The sequence below is a fragment of the Brevibacillus sp. RS1.1 genome, from assembly GCF_013284365.1.
Lineage (GTDB): Bacteria > Bacillota > Bacilli > Brevibacillales > Brevibacillaceae > Brevibacillus > Brevibacillus brevis_D.
Window position 1 is genome coordinate 210,098 of the sequence record NZ_JABSVA010000007.1, and the last position, 15,325, is coordinate 225,422.

Annotated in this window: 12 protein-coding genes; all 12 read right to left on the reverse strand. The window is 49.2% G+C overall.

Features of this window, described 5'->3' with window-relative positions:
* Positions 1–3 precede the first annotated feature (3 nt).
* Positions 4–831 carry a hypothetical protein gene (locus tag HP570_RS21860; protein ID WP_173627120.1) on the reverse strand — a complete coding sequence of 276 codons (828 nt, stop codon included), beginning with the start codon at positions 829–831 and terminating at the stop codon, positions 4–6.
* A gap of 16 nt (positions 832–847) precedes the next feature.
* Positions 848–3,580: a contractile injection system protein, VgrG/Pvc8 family gene (locus tag HP570_RS21865; protein ID WP_254495413.1), complete on the reverse strand. Its 2,733-nt coding sequence runs from the start codon at positions 3,578–3,580 to the stop codon at positions 848–850.
* Positions 3,581–3,593: 13 nt separating this feature from the next.
* Complete coding sequence (locus HP570_RS21870) at positions 3,594–4,016, reverse strand: DUF4280 domain-containing protein (protein WP_015892706.1); 423 nt, start codon at positions 4,014–4,016, stop codon at positions 3,594–3,596.
* On the reverse strand, positions 4,003–4,554 hold the full coding sequence (locus HP570_RS21875; protein WP_173606924.1) for an imm11 family protein: 552 nt from the start codon (positions 4,552–4,554) through the stop codon (positions 4,003–4,005). The genes HP570_RS21870 and HP570_RS21875 overlap by 14 nt, the downstream gene beginning before the upstream one ends.
* Positions 4,551–5,696: a pentapeptide repeat-containing protein gene (locus tag HP570_RS21880; RefSeq protein ID WP_173627121.1), complete on the reverse strand. Its 1,146-nt coding sequence runs from the start codon at positions 5,694–5,696 to the stop codon at positions 4,551–4,553. The genes HP570_RS21875 and HP570_RS21880 overlap by 4 nt, the downstream gene beginning before the upstream one ends.
* Before the next feature lie 72 nt (positions 5,697–5,768).
* The gene (locus HP570_RS21885) at positions 5,769–7,193 is read right to left on the reverse strand and encodes a contractile injection system protein, VgrG/Pvc8 family (RefSeq protein WP_173627122.1); all 1,425 of its coding nucleotides are present in this window, start codon (positions 7,191–7,193) and stop codon (positions 5,769–5,771) included.
* On the reverse strand, positions 7,190–7,852 hold the full coding sequence (locus tag HP570_RS21890) for a hypothetical protein (protein ID WP_254457175.1): 663 nt from the start codon (positions 7,850–7,852) through the stop codon (positions 7,190–7,192). The genes HP570_RS21885 and HP570_RS21890 overlap by 4 nt, the downstream gene beginning before the upstream one ends.
* Positions 7,853–7,872: 20 nt before the next feature.
* Positions 7,873–8,652 (reverse strand): DNA and RNA helicase, encoded by a 780-nt coding sequence (locus tag HP570_RS21895; protein ID WP_173627123.1) that lies wholly within the window; start codon positions 8,650–8,652, stop codon positions 7,873–7,875.
* 44 nt (positions 8,653–8,696) lie between these two features.
* Positions 8,697–11,372: an acetate and sugar kinases/Hsc70/actin family protein gene (locus tag HP570_RS21900; RefSeq protein WP_173627124.1), complete on the reverse strand. Its 2,676-nt coding sequence runs from the start codon at positions 11,370–11,372 to the stop codon at positions 8,697–8,699.
* Between the two features lie 52 nt (positions 11,373–11,424).
* The gene (locus tag HP570_RS21905) at positions 11,425–12,120 is read right to left on the reverse strand and encodes an iron-dependent peroxidase (RefSeq protein WP_173606930.1); all 696 of its coding nucleotides are present in this window, start codon (positions 12,118–12,120) and stop codon (positions 11,425–11,427) included.
* Complete coding sequence (locus tag HP570_RS21910; protein ID WP_173627125.1) at positions 12,111–13,388, reverse strand: normocyte-binding protein; 1,278 nt, start codon at positions 13,386–13,388, stop codon at positions 12,111–12,113. The genes HP570_RS21905 and HP570_RS21910 overlap by 10 nt, the downstream gene beginning before the upstream one ends.
* The gene (locus tag HP570_RS21915) at positions 13,385–15,307 is read right to left on the reverse strand and encodes a PP2C family protein-serine/threonine phosphatase (RefSeq protein WP_173627126.1); all 1,923 of its coding nucleotides are present in this window, start codon (positions 15,305–15,307) and stop codon (positions 13,385–13,387) included. The genes HP570_RS21910 and HP570_RS21915 overlap by 4 nt, the downstream gene beginning before the upstream one ends.
* Between the last annotated feature and the right edge of the window lie 18 nt (positions 15,308–15,325).

Sequence of the window (15,325 nt, forward strand, 5' to 3'; positions counted from 1 at the left end):
TTTCTATTCGATTCCCCTTTCATTTTGGCGGAGAATCTGAATTGATTTTTCTAGTTCCTTTTTGACATCACCCTTTGCGCGTCCATTCATAATAGGCTCTAACATTAAATAGGCATACTCGGGTGACAATGCTTTTGCAAATATTGCAATGATTTCTTTTGCATAAGAATCTATCTTCATTTTCAACACGTGAGTCCCTACTTCAACTAACTTTTCATTGTATTCAGGACCTAAATTCCTTAACAAGGAACTATCTTCGGCTGCTGTCCAAAGTGCCTCTAATCCTTTAATTATCACATCTTCATATTCATCTTTTTTCATTTTTGCCATCCAGAATTCACTCTTATGAACATACGCTTTCAGTGCATTAATGATAAATTGCACATCATTCATAGTTAAAACTAAGTTGCTAGAATAATTATATAACAACCCTGTCTTAACAAGAGGAAGGATATCTCCCTTGAAAAATGCTTCTTCAGTGCCATTTGGCCCTTTTTCAAGACGTATGAGAACGGACTGGAGAATTGCCTTTTCACTTATCGGAGCTTTAAAATCATCCTCTAAGATCGCTTTCTCCTTTTCTGAAAGTATAGAGACACAGCCAATATCATTAAGACTTAGCAAACTATACATTGCCTCAATTCGTATCCGTTGTGTTTGATGAGAGAGAGCTTCAAGTAGTCTCGGAATATACTTTGTATCGTGTGAAGCACCCATAGCAATTATTATCTCAACAGGTAACTCTACCCCGTTTTTATGAAAAGCTTCATTCAATTGTTCATCTGTAACAATGACCTTATAATTGTTTTCGTTATAAACCTGATACTCCATAAATTCCTCCTATACTTTATGGGATCTTAAAATCATTAGGATCATAGGTTTCACGACCAGCTGGAGCTCCTGTTTTTGGATCATATCGTTCTATTATTATCTGTTTAGGTGGTTCACCATACTTGATCTTATACGCATCAATAAACCTTCTTATTTCTTGCTTGTCTTTAGAAATTGGTCTACCCAGTGGCTTATCATCAATGATATTTCCTTTTGGTGGTCCTTGTACAGCATCGGGTATAGCTTTTTGAGTTTTCTTCGAAGGTCTGCCCTGCTTGTCTATTCTTTTTGGTACTTCAATTGTTTTTCCATCTTTATCTTTTAAAGGTTCATTAACCAAATCGTAATCGCCAGTAGCACGACGCTCATCTGCCTTTTGCTTATGGACCTTCTTACCGGTTTTAGTGCTACTAGTTTCACCAGTTATGCTTTTCTTCTCTTCACCCGTCCCCTCACCTTCTGGAGGCTTACTAGGTGGTTTCTCCGTATCTTGACCATTTCCTCCTCCCGACTTCTTATTTGTATCCCCTTTTTTCGGAACTTCCCCGGAATAATCTGAATCTCCATTTGCCACTTTCCGTAACTTCTGTTCATTCGCTTGATCCTTGTCGGGTGACCGATCCTTATGGGTTGCTTGTGGTTCTGATCTACCCGTGCCAGACCCGCTTGCAGAACCGCCAGTCTTCCTCCCCCTACGCGATCCTGCGACTCCAAATGCCACCGAAGCCACGCCACCTGTTGCCTCGTCCAGAAGTTCCATGCCCACTTCCAGCGCAACTTCTTTTCCAATCTCTATCGATTTCTGTACCGCAGGTTTTTGCATCGCCTTAGCCAGCATGCCGTCCTTCATCTTCTGGACAGCCTCCAGCTCGCTCATGTCCTCTTTTGCATTGCGCGCTGCGGTTCTTACTTTTCCTCTGCCATTTCCCGGAGATTTATTCTTCACGATCGCTTTTGCCTTTTTCGTAGAGCTTGTCGCATTTTCCGTAGCCTTGGCGACTTTCTTACCTTTCGTGATGGCCTTTTGAGCCTTCATTCCCAGCTTTGCACCCGTTGCTCCCCAACCAGCAAAAGGAATACACGCAGCCAGAGATAACGCTGCTCCTGCATAGTCTCCACGTGCAAGCGAAATACCCGCATTCGCCAAATCCGCTATTTCTCCCAGACCCGGAATGAGTCCCACCAGATCCAGTCCAAGCTGCAAGCCATCCAAAAATCCACCCCAGCCAGACTCTTCCTCTTCCTGCTGCTCCTCTTCCTCTTCTTCCTCCTCCTGCGGCAAATCCTCCACAACCACAGGCGCCTTCGTCAGCCCGACCATCTCAATCTTCGGCGCTTGAAGATCCACTTCCCCGTCCAAAATCATGCTGCTGGTGCTACACATGAGGTAGATCGCTTCCTTGGCCTTGATCTCAACCTTGGTGTCTGACGTAATCTCCATATCCTTTTCCGAGGAAAATACGATCGGATGCATACTGTGAATCTCAATGCCGTCCTCTTCATGCAGCTTGATAAAAATATTGCCTTCCTTGCTCTCCTTGGCAGTAAGAACAAGCTCCTTGCCGCCCATCATCAGCTCTTTGCCAAAGTTGGTTCCCCAGTACTTGATGCCGGGATTGCCTGTCTTCGCCGTGCTGCCCCCGCCTTTTCGCACGGAGCTGACTGCCATGGCCCCTTCTTCATCTGGTGTGGAGAAGTACAGCTTGACGGAGTCACCCATTTGCGGCATGCAGTGAAAACCGCTGTTACCCTCTGCTGAATAGACCGTAGCATACGGGAACCAGCTCGCCTCTGCCTTGGGCTGCTTCGGATCGATGTCGAGGTGGATTTTGACGGTGTCCTTCTGGATGTCGATAATCTTGCCTTCCAGGGCAGCGCCGCATATGTCATCGTTGCGGATAGGGTTTTGACGGATGCCTGCTTCGGGCATGAGTTGATAGGTGTGAATGAGAAGGGCATGTTCGATCCTCGTTGTTGACCCGGCGACGACCAGCTCTTTGCCTTGATAGTTCACGCGGTCTCCGAGCTGGAGAACCTGTCCGCTTTCTACTTCATAGGTGAGAAAATCGTTTTCCGACATACCTGCTGCGTAGCCGTTTTCTGTCGTTTCCATATAGGGAGACAGCCTTTTGCTGATGGTGTAGCTCGCGTCTGTCAGTTGAGCAGTACGTCCCTCGGGTAAGCCAAACCAGAACTTTGGCTTATCCGCGACAGCCTCGGCGACGAGAATAGAGCCGAAGCGGGAGGCCAGTCGCTTTAAAAACTCCCAATCTGTCTCCTGATACTGGATGGCAATGGTCCCAAGCGGTGCTCCGTTCGAAGCATGATCCAAATAATCCGAGCCAGGATAGTCCTTTGTGATTTCATCCAGCAGACTGGCATACGTCATTTGTTTATGCTGAAAAGAGCGCATCTTGCGCTGTCCGTCCATTCGCTGTGTGTGCGAGACCGCTTCCAGCTCCAAATGATACACGCCGTGAACAAAATTGACACTGACGGAATCCACGAGTCCTTTAAACAGCGTCTTTGTAAGCGAACCGTTTTCCACCAAATTCAGCGCGACTGTATCCTCACTCGTCGCCATCTCAATGTAGCGGTCGCTTTTTTCCTCCGGGATGATACCGGTGACGAACAGTCTGGCGTGCTCATTGACTTTCTTCACGATTCTGACATCTTGTAGGCTTTGGATTTCAAAGGGTGAGACCAACTGAATATTCTCGTATCCAGCCAGCTTCTCTGTCGTATTCATACAATCCCCCTCACTATTGCTCCTGTCCGTCGTCTTCGATGCGAATGCAGCCTCCATATATGCACATGTTCGTGCTGGTGTTTAACAGGGCGGGATGATTTTCGACGAGTACATCTGCCTTGCCATCGATCCAGGGCATGGTGACCACAGGAATGCATGGCATCGGCTTGAGTACACCGTTGTTAGCAGCAGTTGCCGCTGCAACGGTTGGATTTTTCTCGCATTTGCATTTGCCGAACGGCATGATGTTCACTTGCGGCATATAGTCATTCACGTTCATTTGTGCCTGATTGCGAATGTACACGCCATGACTGAACGGCGTTTTCAGCTTGTTCTTCTGGCTCCCGTAGTCGCACGTGAGAATTGCTCCTGCCACGACGTAGCTTTTCTTCGGAGCCGACGACGGTACAACATCGACATCTTCAATCATGGGCATGACTCATTCTCCTCCCTGCTTGCTCTGCTTTTTTCAAGCGGATACCGAAAAAGTCCCTGCGCAGCAAAGCTTCCGCCAGCCGCAAATCGATGAGGATATACGGTTCGCGAATCCCTTCGATTTGAAAGATCGTATGGCGTCCAATCTTGTCTGGATCGAGAACCAGCCTTTTGAGTGAGCCGTCCCTGTGAAACTCGCTTTGCTCGGACAGGCAGTTCACGCGCGGCAGGATCATCAGCCAGTACAAATCCTGCTTGATCCGCTCCCTGTCTACCAGCACGACGGATTTGACAAACAGCTTCGGTGCGAACTTGTGGATGATTGTCTTTAAGCGGTTGGAATAGAGCGGGATCGGTCTGTCGAGAAAATCCAGATAGTCATTTTCTTTCTTTTGCTTGATGTCGAACTGGATGACGGCCTCGTCCAACTCGTCCTGATATTCTGTGGTGAGCCACTCCTGCCGGATGACGTCAAAAACGCCCGTTGGCTCTACTGCACTCGCGATTCGCTCGTCCTGTGACAAGATGAAATAATTCATACTTTACTCCCCTCTCGCCAAATGACATGTCGCTCCTGAAGCTCATCCAACAGAATAGAATCCCTTGCCTCCTCCGAGAATACGGCTCTCTCCAGAAGCGCGCCGCTAAAATTCGCTCCGGTCAAAATCGCATCTGTAAAGTCTGCTCCGCGCAGATCGGCTCCAGTAAAATCAGTCCCGGTCAAGTCCGCCCCGACGAACAAGACACCATCAAAGCCGGGCGTCTCCCACGCATCTGGTTCCAACAAACCCCTTGGCCCGGATGCTTCACGAAAGCTAGCGCCTAGCAGATTCGCTCCGGTAAAATCCGCTCCATGAATGAGACTGTCTCCGAAATCAACCGCTTTTAGCTGGGCACGATGCCATCTCGTCCCGACCAAAACACTTTCGCGAAGGCTTGCTTTCGTTAGCTGACTGTCAGAGAGGTCCGAATAACGAAGATCAAGACCATCGAATTGCCCTTGCCCCAGATCGAGGCCAGCCAAAACCTTGTAGCCGTATTCCAGCTCTTGCTTTTCTTCCAGCCAAGCACGGATCATCCCTGAATCTTTGTGGCGAGTGTCCAGACAATACACGATCTCGCTTTGATCCAGATATTCTCCGACACGCACCTCCAACTCCGGCTCCTTGTCCACCTGTTGAAAAACTTCCAGCTGAACAGCCTGCACCATGGCATAACGGATCAGGTGAACGACATATTGATGAAACTTCTCTGCCTCCACGAGCTTGATCCGTTCGATATCGGGAAGTCTTACGTGTCCGGCATACGCTCTGGCAGCCTCGTTCCATTCGTCTGCGAGCCGATCCAAAAAGCGGAAAGCCCAGCTCGCATCATAGCTGGTTTGACACTCTACCGGATCGAAAAACCAACTGCTGTCCGTAGCTTCCAGCAAATAATGACTGCTTCCAAGAAGAAGCTCCGTCCGCAGCATGGAATAGGTCAAGTGCGCCAGTTTGCCCTTTGTCCCTTGCTCCTGCTTATCAACCACGCGTCGGCATATGGCTTCAAATGAATGAAGAAATTCTTTTGCGAGCCTCTCTTTATTCGCCTGATAGTAAGCATCCAAGGCATGCAGGCTGGCAATGGTTCTCTTCGGCACCTCGTGCTCCTTGAAATGCTGCAAGGCTTCCTCTCTCTCCATGCCAATCCCCCCTTCTTCTCACCGTTTTTGCATACACCAAACACACGGTTACCCGCGTGGCAACCATGTGTGTCAATTGGTTTTGAGCTCCTGCCCGACGATGCTTGTATTTCCGTCCATCTTGATGTTGCTCTCTTTGCAGGTGAGACTAATCTCCTCTTTCGCCGAGATAATCACCTTCGTGGCAGAGTCCATCAAAATATCCTTTTCGGAGACAACCTTGATATTTTTTTTGCTAAAAATCTGGATGCCGTCCGCGTCGGTCATTCGAATGAGGATTTCCCCGTCCTTTGCGCTAAGCAATACCTCCGACGGGCTGAACATCAGTTCTTTTCCGTTGGCTGTGCGGAAGTATTTGATATCGGGATTCCCGAGCTTGTTCGTTTCGCCCTCGTCTGAATTTTTCCGGACAGAGCTGATCGCAATCCCGTCACTTTCCTTGTTGCTCGGAAAATAGACGCGGACGTAGTCATCGAGCTCCGGCATGCAATACCAACCGCTGTTTCCTTCGGCCGTATAAACGGAAGAGTACGGGAACCAGTGCGCCTCGCTCTTGCTCTGGCTCTCATCGATATCGAGGTGGATTTTGACGTTGTCTTTTGAGACCTCAATAACTTTCCCCTGCACCGATGCCCCTACGATGAGCGAATTGTGGAGCGGCTTTTGGCTCATTCCTTTTTTGTACGCGAGCAAATACTTGTGCTTGAGCAAGCCTTTCTTCATCTCGGTATGGGCTTCATACACATACAGACTCTTCCCTTTGAAATCCACACCGTTGCCCAAATCGAGCACGCGATCCGTCTCTACCTCGTAAAAGATGTAGTCATTTTCATCCACGCCCTTGACCCCGTTTTCCGAGGAATGGCGGAATTCATTCAAATTTTTGCGCACCCGGTAGTGAAAATCGTCGAGCTTACCCTTAGAAGCACCCTCTGGCACACCGAAGCTGAACTTCGGCTTTTCAAAAACGGATGCTGGCATTAGTCCAGTCTGAAAACGCGAAGCAAGCCGCTTGAGAAATTGCCAATCCGTCTCCTGATACTGCATGGTAAAGGAGCCCAGCTTCCCACCATTAGAGGCCATGTCCATAATGTCCATGCCTGGGTATTCTCCTGCGATTGTCTTCAAAAGGGCACCGTAGGTCATGGCTTGGTTTTGAAACGAACGGCTCTTGCGTTTCACGTCGAGATTGTACGTAGGCGAGACAGCTTCGACGTACAAATAATACACGTCTCGTACGGCCTTGATGCCTATCTCCAGAACGATCCCCGCAAAAAGCGGCGTGGCGTTGCCGTCGTTATCCACCTGACTGATTTCGATCGGGGTCTGTGCTTCTGTCATTTCTACATAGCTGTCCTTCAATTCTTCTGGTACGATCCCCGTAAATGTCAGGCGAGCGTGCTCATTAATCTTTTTCGTAATCGTCAGTTCTACCAGATGCGTCAATTGATAAGGAGAGATTTGCAAATTGTTGTAGGCAATGACAGGAAGACTCATATTTTCCCTTCTCCCTTCCCATTTTCATCCGAATTGGTGGATACGAGCGACAAGGAATCCATGATTCCCCAGCCTACTGGCTTCCAATCTGACAGCTCCTGCTCCGTGCAATTGAACGTGCAGAGAAGAGCGCGTCCCTGTAGCGAGACAAAGCTGATCAGGTTGTAAATGTCTGTATCCAATGCTGGTGCAACAAATTCGAAAAATCCGACGCTGGTCCCGGCAATCTCACGTATTCCTTCCTCCTGCCAACGAGCGAGCGGCTGTGTTCTCCGCAAAACCTGCTTCATGACATCCATGAAGGCTTTTAGCTGCGCAGGAGAATCCGTCAGCTTGCTCTCGGTATAGGTAAAAGCCAGGTTAATTGAAGCTGTTTCGTTCGTAAAAATCAGGGAAGGCCTACGTTCCGATGGATACTTCAGAGCTGCTACTTCTGGACTCATGATGGAAAATGTCTTCGGGATTCGAATCTGTACGAGATCGTCGAGGACGCGCTTGTCCTCCATGGGAATTTTCTCTTCACCGACTGTAATAAATGATTTGTTCACCACATCCAGTCGATTTTTGCCCTTGGGACCAAAACGTATTGCTGCTGGCTGTGCATCCTCATCGGAAAGCTCATTTAACATGCCGATAATGCTTTCATCCATGCGCGCCATTTCCATTCACCATCCTTTCGTTAATCAACAATAACCCGCTGACGCCCGCCTGTTTTCCACTCTGTTTTTGAGGACCTTCCGCCGCTCTTGGCGTCATCCAAGATGCGTGCGAGGTATTTGAGGATCTGCAGGTTCGTGTACTCGCGGTAACCCGTCCCCATTCTGTTGCCTATATAATGAAGAACGAGCCCCCGCTCTACTCTGTCCGCATTCAAGCACTGCATGGCAAAGGCGAGATCATACGGGTGATTGGTGACCGTTTTTAGCATTTCATTCGCAAAATACCGCAGGATGTAGGGAGCAAGCGTTGGCTCGTTTCTCCCGGCATGTTCGACATGAACGACATTCCACGTATTGAATTCGGTCGCCATATCGGCTAAATCCTGATAATCACCGCGAAGCCTTGCTCCTTGCTTGAGCTTGAAGCGCCCCAACTCCCTTTCATCAGGGCGTGACTCTAACTCCGTATCGAGAGCATACGACGTCTCGTAAACGTAATAGTCGGTCAGCGAAGTCTCTTCCTGAAAGCGAATCTTGAGCACCGTCTCCATACCTGTGGCCTCATAAGTGATACGCTCTTCGCGTTCAAACAAGTAAATCCGTCCTTGATGCTTGACGATCCCTCTGCCGACAGTGAGGTGCCCCTCGCCTATCGTTACATCCATCCCGGAAATAATGCCGTCTGTATAATCTTGAAAGTATAAATCGACAAAATGTCGCGGGTAATCACGCAGATTCTCAAGCATCTCTCGCTTGAGAATTCGACCTTTATGAAAATTGGGGTAGAGATGGGAAAACACCGCTGTTCCCCCTTCCTGTTCATTTAAGCTGCCTGGTTATTTGCTCATTTCATCCCGTCAAAGAAATCCAGCTCGGACAAGTCACTCTCAAAAGCAAAGAAAACCTTTTTCCCCAATGCAAGCTGTTCATTCAGACGAGCTACTGGCACGACATGGAATCCCCACTCACTGCCGCTCGCAAAAACGAAGTATTTCGACTCCCCATTTTGAATCGAGTCAGTCTCGTCCTGCGGGATATGCGTACCGTACTTACTCGCGATGTCCTCATACAATACGGTTTTGTATTGAGCGGGTTCATCCATGTACAAGTACCGCTGGCGCAGCTGGCCGTCATTTTCCTTGAGATAAAATTCAACCTCGCTCACGCCGTAGGGACGCGAGATAGAGCCATGCACGAGACTCAGCTTTTCCTGACTGTGAATGAGCACTCTCTCTTGCTTGTTATGCGTGAAGGCGGTCACGGAATACGGGACGATCGGTGCATGATTCGTAATCTGCGCTTCGATGAAACCTGCCTTTTTGGCACTTTGATAGCGCAGTGCTCCACGCAAGCAAGACAGCTTCAGGTCTGGCACCTTGCCTGCATCCTCCGACTTTTGCCGGAACTCGATGCTGCGTCCAGGGACAAACTCTTTGAGCGCTTCACGGAAAACATCAATCCGGCACGACTGCCCAGTCAGCTTGATGATCGAGAAGTCAGCCAACCTTCCTTGTTGGTAAAAATCGTCCAAGAAGACGCGCAAAATCTCGTAAATATCGGCCTTGATCAGGTGATTGATCTCTTTGGCGTTGAAAACGACATCAGGAAAATCAAACACATCCCGGAAGCGACCATCCTCCCGTATCGACAACACCCATCGCTCGACTGCCGTCAGCTTTAGATCGGGCTCTTGACGATTTTCTGTATCGGATGTGAAGCGATTGCGCAGAATGCCGGTCTGACGGAAAAACTCTTTTTTCATATGGTCAGCGAGGTCCCACAAAAAATGAAAATTGTTGCGGACACGCTGATACTCGTCCCGGCTCTTGTTCTCGTACTCCTTGTAGCGAGTCGGCAAAATCGCCTCGGCTTCCCGATATCTCGCCTCGAAGCGTTCATAGATGGAGTCGACGCCGTATTCATCCACGTACCGGAATATTTCCGATCCAGGGATGTCGATGATCTGGTCGATGTCGGTCACTTGCCGCCCTTTTCCGTAATAGTCGGCGAAGACGATTTTCATAAATTGCATGATGCGATACGTAATGTTGTTGCCGCCAAAATTGGTGTCGCCGTTTTCATAGGTCGTATCGATATCGATGCGATAGGAGATATGTCCGTCCTCAATCCGGAAATGGCAGGATGACAGATCCGTCGTGCCTCCGCCGCAATCGATGACGAGCGCTTGATAGATTTCCCCGTCCATAAAGCTGTTTTTGTCAATTTGATCGGCAATCGTGTTAAACAGGACGGCCATTCCTTCATCGAGAGCGTGCTCTGATTCAATCCGATACTCAGGCAAAATCTCGGTGAACATCTCAAGAAACTGCGTTTTCAGTTTGACCGGACTTGTGATATGCAGATGACGAAAGCGGCATTTGAATTGATGCTCGGCCATTTGTATGACGTGAAGAAGGTACTGGCGCAGGATGTCGCTTCGTTTCACAGTCGCGGTATTTCCTTGGCTGTCCATGACCTCTTCGATCTTGTGATAGCTGTTCACCCAGCGCTTAATGCCTTGAAATACGGTCGCGTTCGTGCTGTATCCATTCTTTTTCATGTGTCGAAGTGCTTCATAGCCGATGTGAAAGCGAACGTCATGCGGGGAGGAGCAATCCGCCACGCTGACAGCCGTCGGCAGCACCTCGATCCATTCCTCGTTTTTTTGCGTCGTATCAGGGAAGGAGACGTAATTGATCGCATTCAAACGTATACGTCCATTCAACAAGTCGTTGCTGGAAGGGGAGCTGACATATTGATGGTCGAGAAAAGCACCCGCTGTCGTCGAGGAGGTACCAAAATCAATCGCGAGAATGGCATCTGTTTCTTCCAATTCCCTGATCTCGAGGTCAGTCACCGGTACTTTGTAGTAGTGGAGATTGACAGGCGGTAACGGATGGTCCTGATGATACGCCTTGTACAAATACTCCGAATCCTGCTTGCGGAAAAAGAGCAGGCTGTAGTTCTGATTGACCGTTTTTCTCAGTTGAGCATCTTGGCAAGCGTGCAGCGTAAAATGCCCGGCTCTCCTATCATCTTTTTCCTTGCGCAGATGCAGAATACCGCATAGCTCCATATGGTCATTCACCAAAAGCACATTGGATTCGGACAAGCCTTTGGAGGACTCGACGTGATAGTTGTCCAGCCTGCCAATGGCAAGACCCATGTACAAGCACATCTTCGCTGGAATTTTGATCACATCTACACCTGGCATCGGTGTGTTTAAATATTTGTGGAGTACGGCTTCGAGGCGTTCAACACCACCTGGTACAGTACTTTCAATCAGGAGGTTTTCTTCTGCACCGCGGAAACGCAGAATCGTATGCAGCAGTCCCTCCCGATCGAGATTGTTCACGACAGAGCCGACCAGCTTCTCCTTGTAACAAATATTGCGGAGCTGAAAGGTCGTCATCTCCATCAGCTCGTCCCGTGTATAGGTCGCTTCGCCTGGATGATTGCGTTGATTTCCATCCCCGCTGCTGCCCTTTTGGAGATGAAGCTTATATGAATAGGTAGACATCCCAACTCTCCTCTCTCCCGACCTTTTGTTGGGGTCAATCGGTCAAAAACCTCTAGTAAAGTGCAACATTGTCGATTTGCATCGTTTCCTCGACATCCAAAATGCCAAAATGGTTTCGCCAATAAATCTCTGTATGGAACCGAACCGGTAGAAAAATATCCTTGATTAAAGCGAGCTTGGCTTGTGCGGTTTCACTCTCCGACTGCCCGACGTAAATCAGCAGCTCATCTTTTTCTTCGCAATTGGCGTAAATGGTAGAGTGAGAGAATATTTTTCGCATCGTATCCTTGAGCAGGTACACCGCTTCACCAGTCTCATACAAGCGCAAAATATTGCCCGCGATAATCTCTCGCTCCTCTTTGGTAAAAAGTCGAATATTTTCCTGTACCCGACTGCCGAACAGCCCCGCTTCCAAGTCGCGCAATACAAAACGAATGTGGTATTCACGCTTGTTCATCCCTTGCGACAGATCAATCTCGGCCAGCAGATGGATGATGATATCAAACAAGGTATGCCGAAGCTCTGCATCGTCGGAGTAATTGGCGTCAAAAAGGTCACGGAAAATATCGTCGAAGCGATAGTACGGATTCACCTCTACCGTTTTTTCCACCGCTTTGGCGTTGATGGCCTCATGACTCAGCTCCATGTAGGGCGAATACACTTTGGCCGCTTTGAACTGGATGTCTTTATTGGCGATCCCGGCGCGTTTTGCACGAATAACCAAATCCCAGATGTAATTCAAGCCCATTCTCCTTCACACTTGTATTCCGGAAAATACATCTGCACCTCGGAAACGAGGAAGCTCATCATGTCTTGGAGAATAAAGCTGTTCGCCACGCGTCTCCGAAAGCCGAGAGCCATGATCTTTTTGTCATTTTCTACGCGCACATTATCGCTAATGAACGGATTCAAACCGTATGTAGCGGGAGGACGATTGTTTTTATCCCGAATCTCAACATTCACTAGCTCCAGCTGTTCAGCGGCTTCAAAGGAATGGACGATCCGTATAATCTCTCCTTTGGCCCGTACGGTCATCGCCTGCTTCCGCGCATAGCTCCCAATGAAGCTGTTTTTGCGACGATTGGACACTAATTCGTAATCCAGTCTTCCGATACGGGTCGTGACAGGCTGCGTAATTTTGCATACATTCCAAACTCCCGACTTCTCTTGAGGCGAGACGATCGTCAGCTCTTCCGGTGATCGCTTGATATAGCGAATCAGCTCTTCATCTCCATCCACCAAATACCCGTGCTCGCTACCCGTCTTACGTAACGACAGGACATGCTCGAAGTTCACCCGGTCAATGGCAGGTACGGGAAAGCCGATGTTTTTTAAAGCCAAGCGCTCGATGTTCCACAACGGGATGACATCCAGCTTTTTGTAAGGCTCCCACTCATCGAGGGTAATCGACATTTCCAGTATCTCTTCGTCTTCTGTAAACGTGCCCTCACAGGCAACCAGAATGACATCGAAAAACTTGCTCGCGTAAGGATGATTCACTGTTTTCCACGGCATCCCGTTCTTTTGAAACATGTTGTACAGCTTTTCCAGCTCATCCATATACACGCGACTTTGTTGGAGGCGCACCTCGATTGGATAGTGATTGCCTGCCGTGTTCAGACGACCCTTGAAGGTTCGCTTGCTCATCATCAGCTCCTGAACCTTGTCGTACTCACACTCCAAAAAGATCGTCATCATGACCGCTTCTTCCTGGTTGCTGAGCTTGACCGCCAACTCTTTGCGATCACATACCTTCTTTTCCTCATCGCCAGGAATCATCGGGTATAAATACTCGTGGATTGGGTCAAAGTCATCGCGGTGGCAGAGGGTCACATAGATGTCATGCTTATCTTCCTTGTCCTCGATCTCGGAAAAAACACGCTCCTCCAGCTTCTTCTGCATCTCCTCCTGATACTCGACCAGATTGAGGAAGACACCGTTCATGATCTGCTTGAGCAATCTGCGCTGCTCCAGCTCCTCCATTTTGTTTAAACGATCCAGTACGATCTCTTTCATGGCGTTTTCGCTGCCTCCTCCTGTGTCGGGTTGGCTGTAGCTGGTGGATTAGCTTGCGGTGGCTGAACTGGCTGAGTCGCCGGAGCTGTCGCGGCTGGCGGAGCTGCTTGATTGGTCGGCACTACTGGGGGCACCGGAACTAGCTGGTACGTTGGAGCCACTGGATTGACTGGGACTGCCTGATTGATCGGAGCTGTTTGGTTCGTCGGTGCCGTTTGATTCACCGGAGCTGTTTGATTTACCGGTGCGGTCTGATTTGCAGGAGCTGTCTGATTAACTGGTGCCCCTTGATTCAACTGAACTACCGGAGGTTGACTCCCAGCACCCGTCCCTTGCACAGGAGGCTGACCTGCTGGCGCACCTGCCGAAGACGGAGCAGCAGGAGGATTCAGCTTCTCCTCTGCTTTTGTCACCTTGCGCTCCATCGCCAAAACCTTCTCCAGCACACCAATCTCCTGATAAATTTCCTGCGCCATCGTATATGATTGGATCGCTCCCTCGAAGTCTTGTGCTGCATAGCTCTCGTCGCCTTGCTTCTCCAGCTTGTCGCCGTCGAGCGTCTTCTTTTCCTTATCGATACCCGTCTTTTTGGAAGCTACCTCGTCCAGCTTGGTACGCAGCTCCTTTTCTCCTGTTACAAAGGAAGTTTCCAACGCCAGCTTGCGCGCCTTTTGGTAGTAGGCTTCCGCACCAGCGTAATCCTGCCCCTCAAACAAGAGATCGCCTTCCTTTTTCCACTGCATGACGAGCACATACGATTGCGTCTTTTCTTTTTTCTCCAAAATCTCCGATTCGTTAAAATCATCGCGCCCTTTCATTTCTTTGAGCGCCTTGTCGTACTTATCCAATGCTTTGGTATACTGCTCATCCTTTACAGCCGTATCTCCATCCACGATCAACTGTGTGATGCGGATCTTTTTGGCCAAGAGAGTAGCCTGAATTTTGTTTTTCACGATATTTGCAGCATTTCGGGCATCGCTGTACGCCTTGAGTGCCTTCGGATAATCGCCCTCCGCAATGAAAGCGTCTCCGGCTGTTTCATGCTCAAACATCCCTGTCGCAGCATCCGCGATGCGCTCCGCTTCCTTCATCTTGAACAGCAGAGCGCCGCCACCAGCCAAGGCAAGCACGAGAAGGATGAGTGCCACCCTTTTGACGATCCGCCACTTTTTTTGCGGGTCTGTCTTGAAAATTTTGTTCGCAAAAATAGCAGCTGCCGTGTAGTTTTGAACGACATGCTCCTGCTTGCTCAAAAGCACGTCCTCCAGCGTATCGATCCAGGCTTCTGGATCTTTCGCCTCTTGTAGACCGTCCTGCATTTCGGCCGGATTCACCTTTTCCCACAGACCAGGGGTAGCAAGTAGAAAAACATCACCGTCATAGAGCGGGAGCTTCTTGGAGACAAACGGACGAAATTCATTGGGTGTCCCCAAATAGCTCAAGAGATTATGGCGCTCCTCGTGCTGATCAAGCGCGTCCTCTGCAATTTCCTCCCCGTCCACCATCTGCTGGGCAAGACTCTGATCCTTGCTCTGCCATTGCAGTCGGCCATTGCGAAACTGATACAGCCGAGTGTTACCAGCGATCCCGTACCTCACTCTGGCATAGTCCGTTACGATTACGGTCAGGCTCGCTTTTAGTCTGACGCGATGGCTCTCAGCTTGCAGGACACGATGCGCCTCCTGCAAATAGCGGCGAATGCGATAACGCGAAATGGACGGCTTCTGCAAAAAGTAGCCCAGAACGCTTTTGGCCGCCAACTCTGCACTCTCTACTTCCTGATCGTTATCCAATCCACGGGCGATTACCCAGCACGCGATATCATCCAGCTGTGCGTAGGCAAAGTAATCCTTGTTGCGAACGAAGCTGCCTGATTCGGATAGAAACCCGGTAATGAATTCACTGTTGTCCTTTCTCATTCGTACTACCCGCTCCCC

Excerpts from the sequence above, each read along its gene's own strand:
- HP570_RS21860 (WP_173627120.1), bottom strand. The coding sequence starts at position 831 with ATGGAGTATCAGGTTTATAACGAAAACAATTATAAGGTCATTGTTACA.
- HP570_RS21865 (WP_254495413.1), bottom strand. The coding sequence starts at position 3,580 with ATGAATACGACAGAGAAGCTGGCTGGATACGAGAATATTCAGTTGGTC.
- HP570_RS21870 (WP_015892706.1), bottom strand. The coding sequence starts at position 4,016 with ATGCCCATGATTGAAGATGTCGATGTTGTACCGTCGTCGGCTCCGAAG.
- HP570_RS21875 (WP_173606924.1), bottom strand. The coding sequence starts at position 4,554 with ATGAATTATTTCATCTTGTCACAGGACGAGCGAATCGCGAGTGCAGTA.
- HP570_RS21880 (WP_173627121.1), bottom strand. The coding sequence starts at position 5,696 with ATGGAGAGAGAGGAAGCCTTGCAGCATTTCAAGGAGCACGAGGTGCCG.
- HP570_RS21885 (WP_173627122.1), bottom strand. The coding sequence starts at position 7,193 with ATGAGTCTTCCTGTCATTGCCTACAACAATTTGCAAATCTCTCCTTAT.
- HP570_RS21890 (WP_254457175.1), bottom strand. The coding sequence starts at position 7,852 with ATGGCGCGCATGGATGAAAGCATTATCGGCATGTTAAATGAGCTTTCC.
- HP570_RS21900 (WP_173627124.1), bottom strand. The coding sequence starts at position 11,372 with ATGTCTACCTATTCATATAAGCTTCATCTCCAAAAGGGCAGCAGCGGG.
- HP570_RS21905 (WP_173606930.1), bottom strand. The coding sequence starts at position 12,120 with ATGGGCTTGAATTACATCTGGGATTTGGTTATTCGTGCAAAACGCGCC.
- HP570_RS21910 (WP_173627125.1), bottom strand. The coding sequence starts at position 13,388 with ATGAAAGAGATCGTACTGGATCGTTTAAACAAAATGGAGGAGCTGGAG.
- HP570_RS21915 (WP_173627126.1), bottom strand. The coding sequence starts at position 15,307 with ATGAGAAAGGACAACAGTGAATTCATTACCGGGTTTCTATCCGAATCA.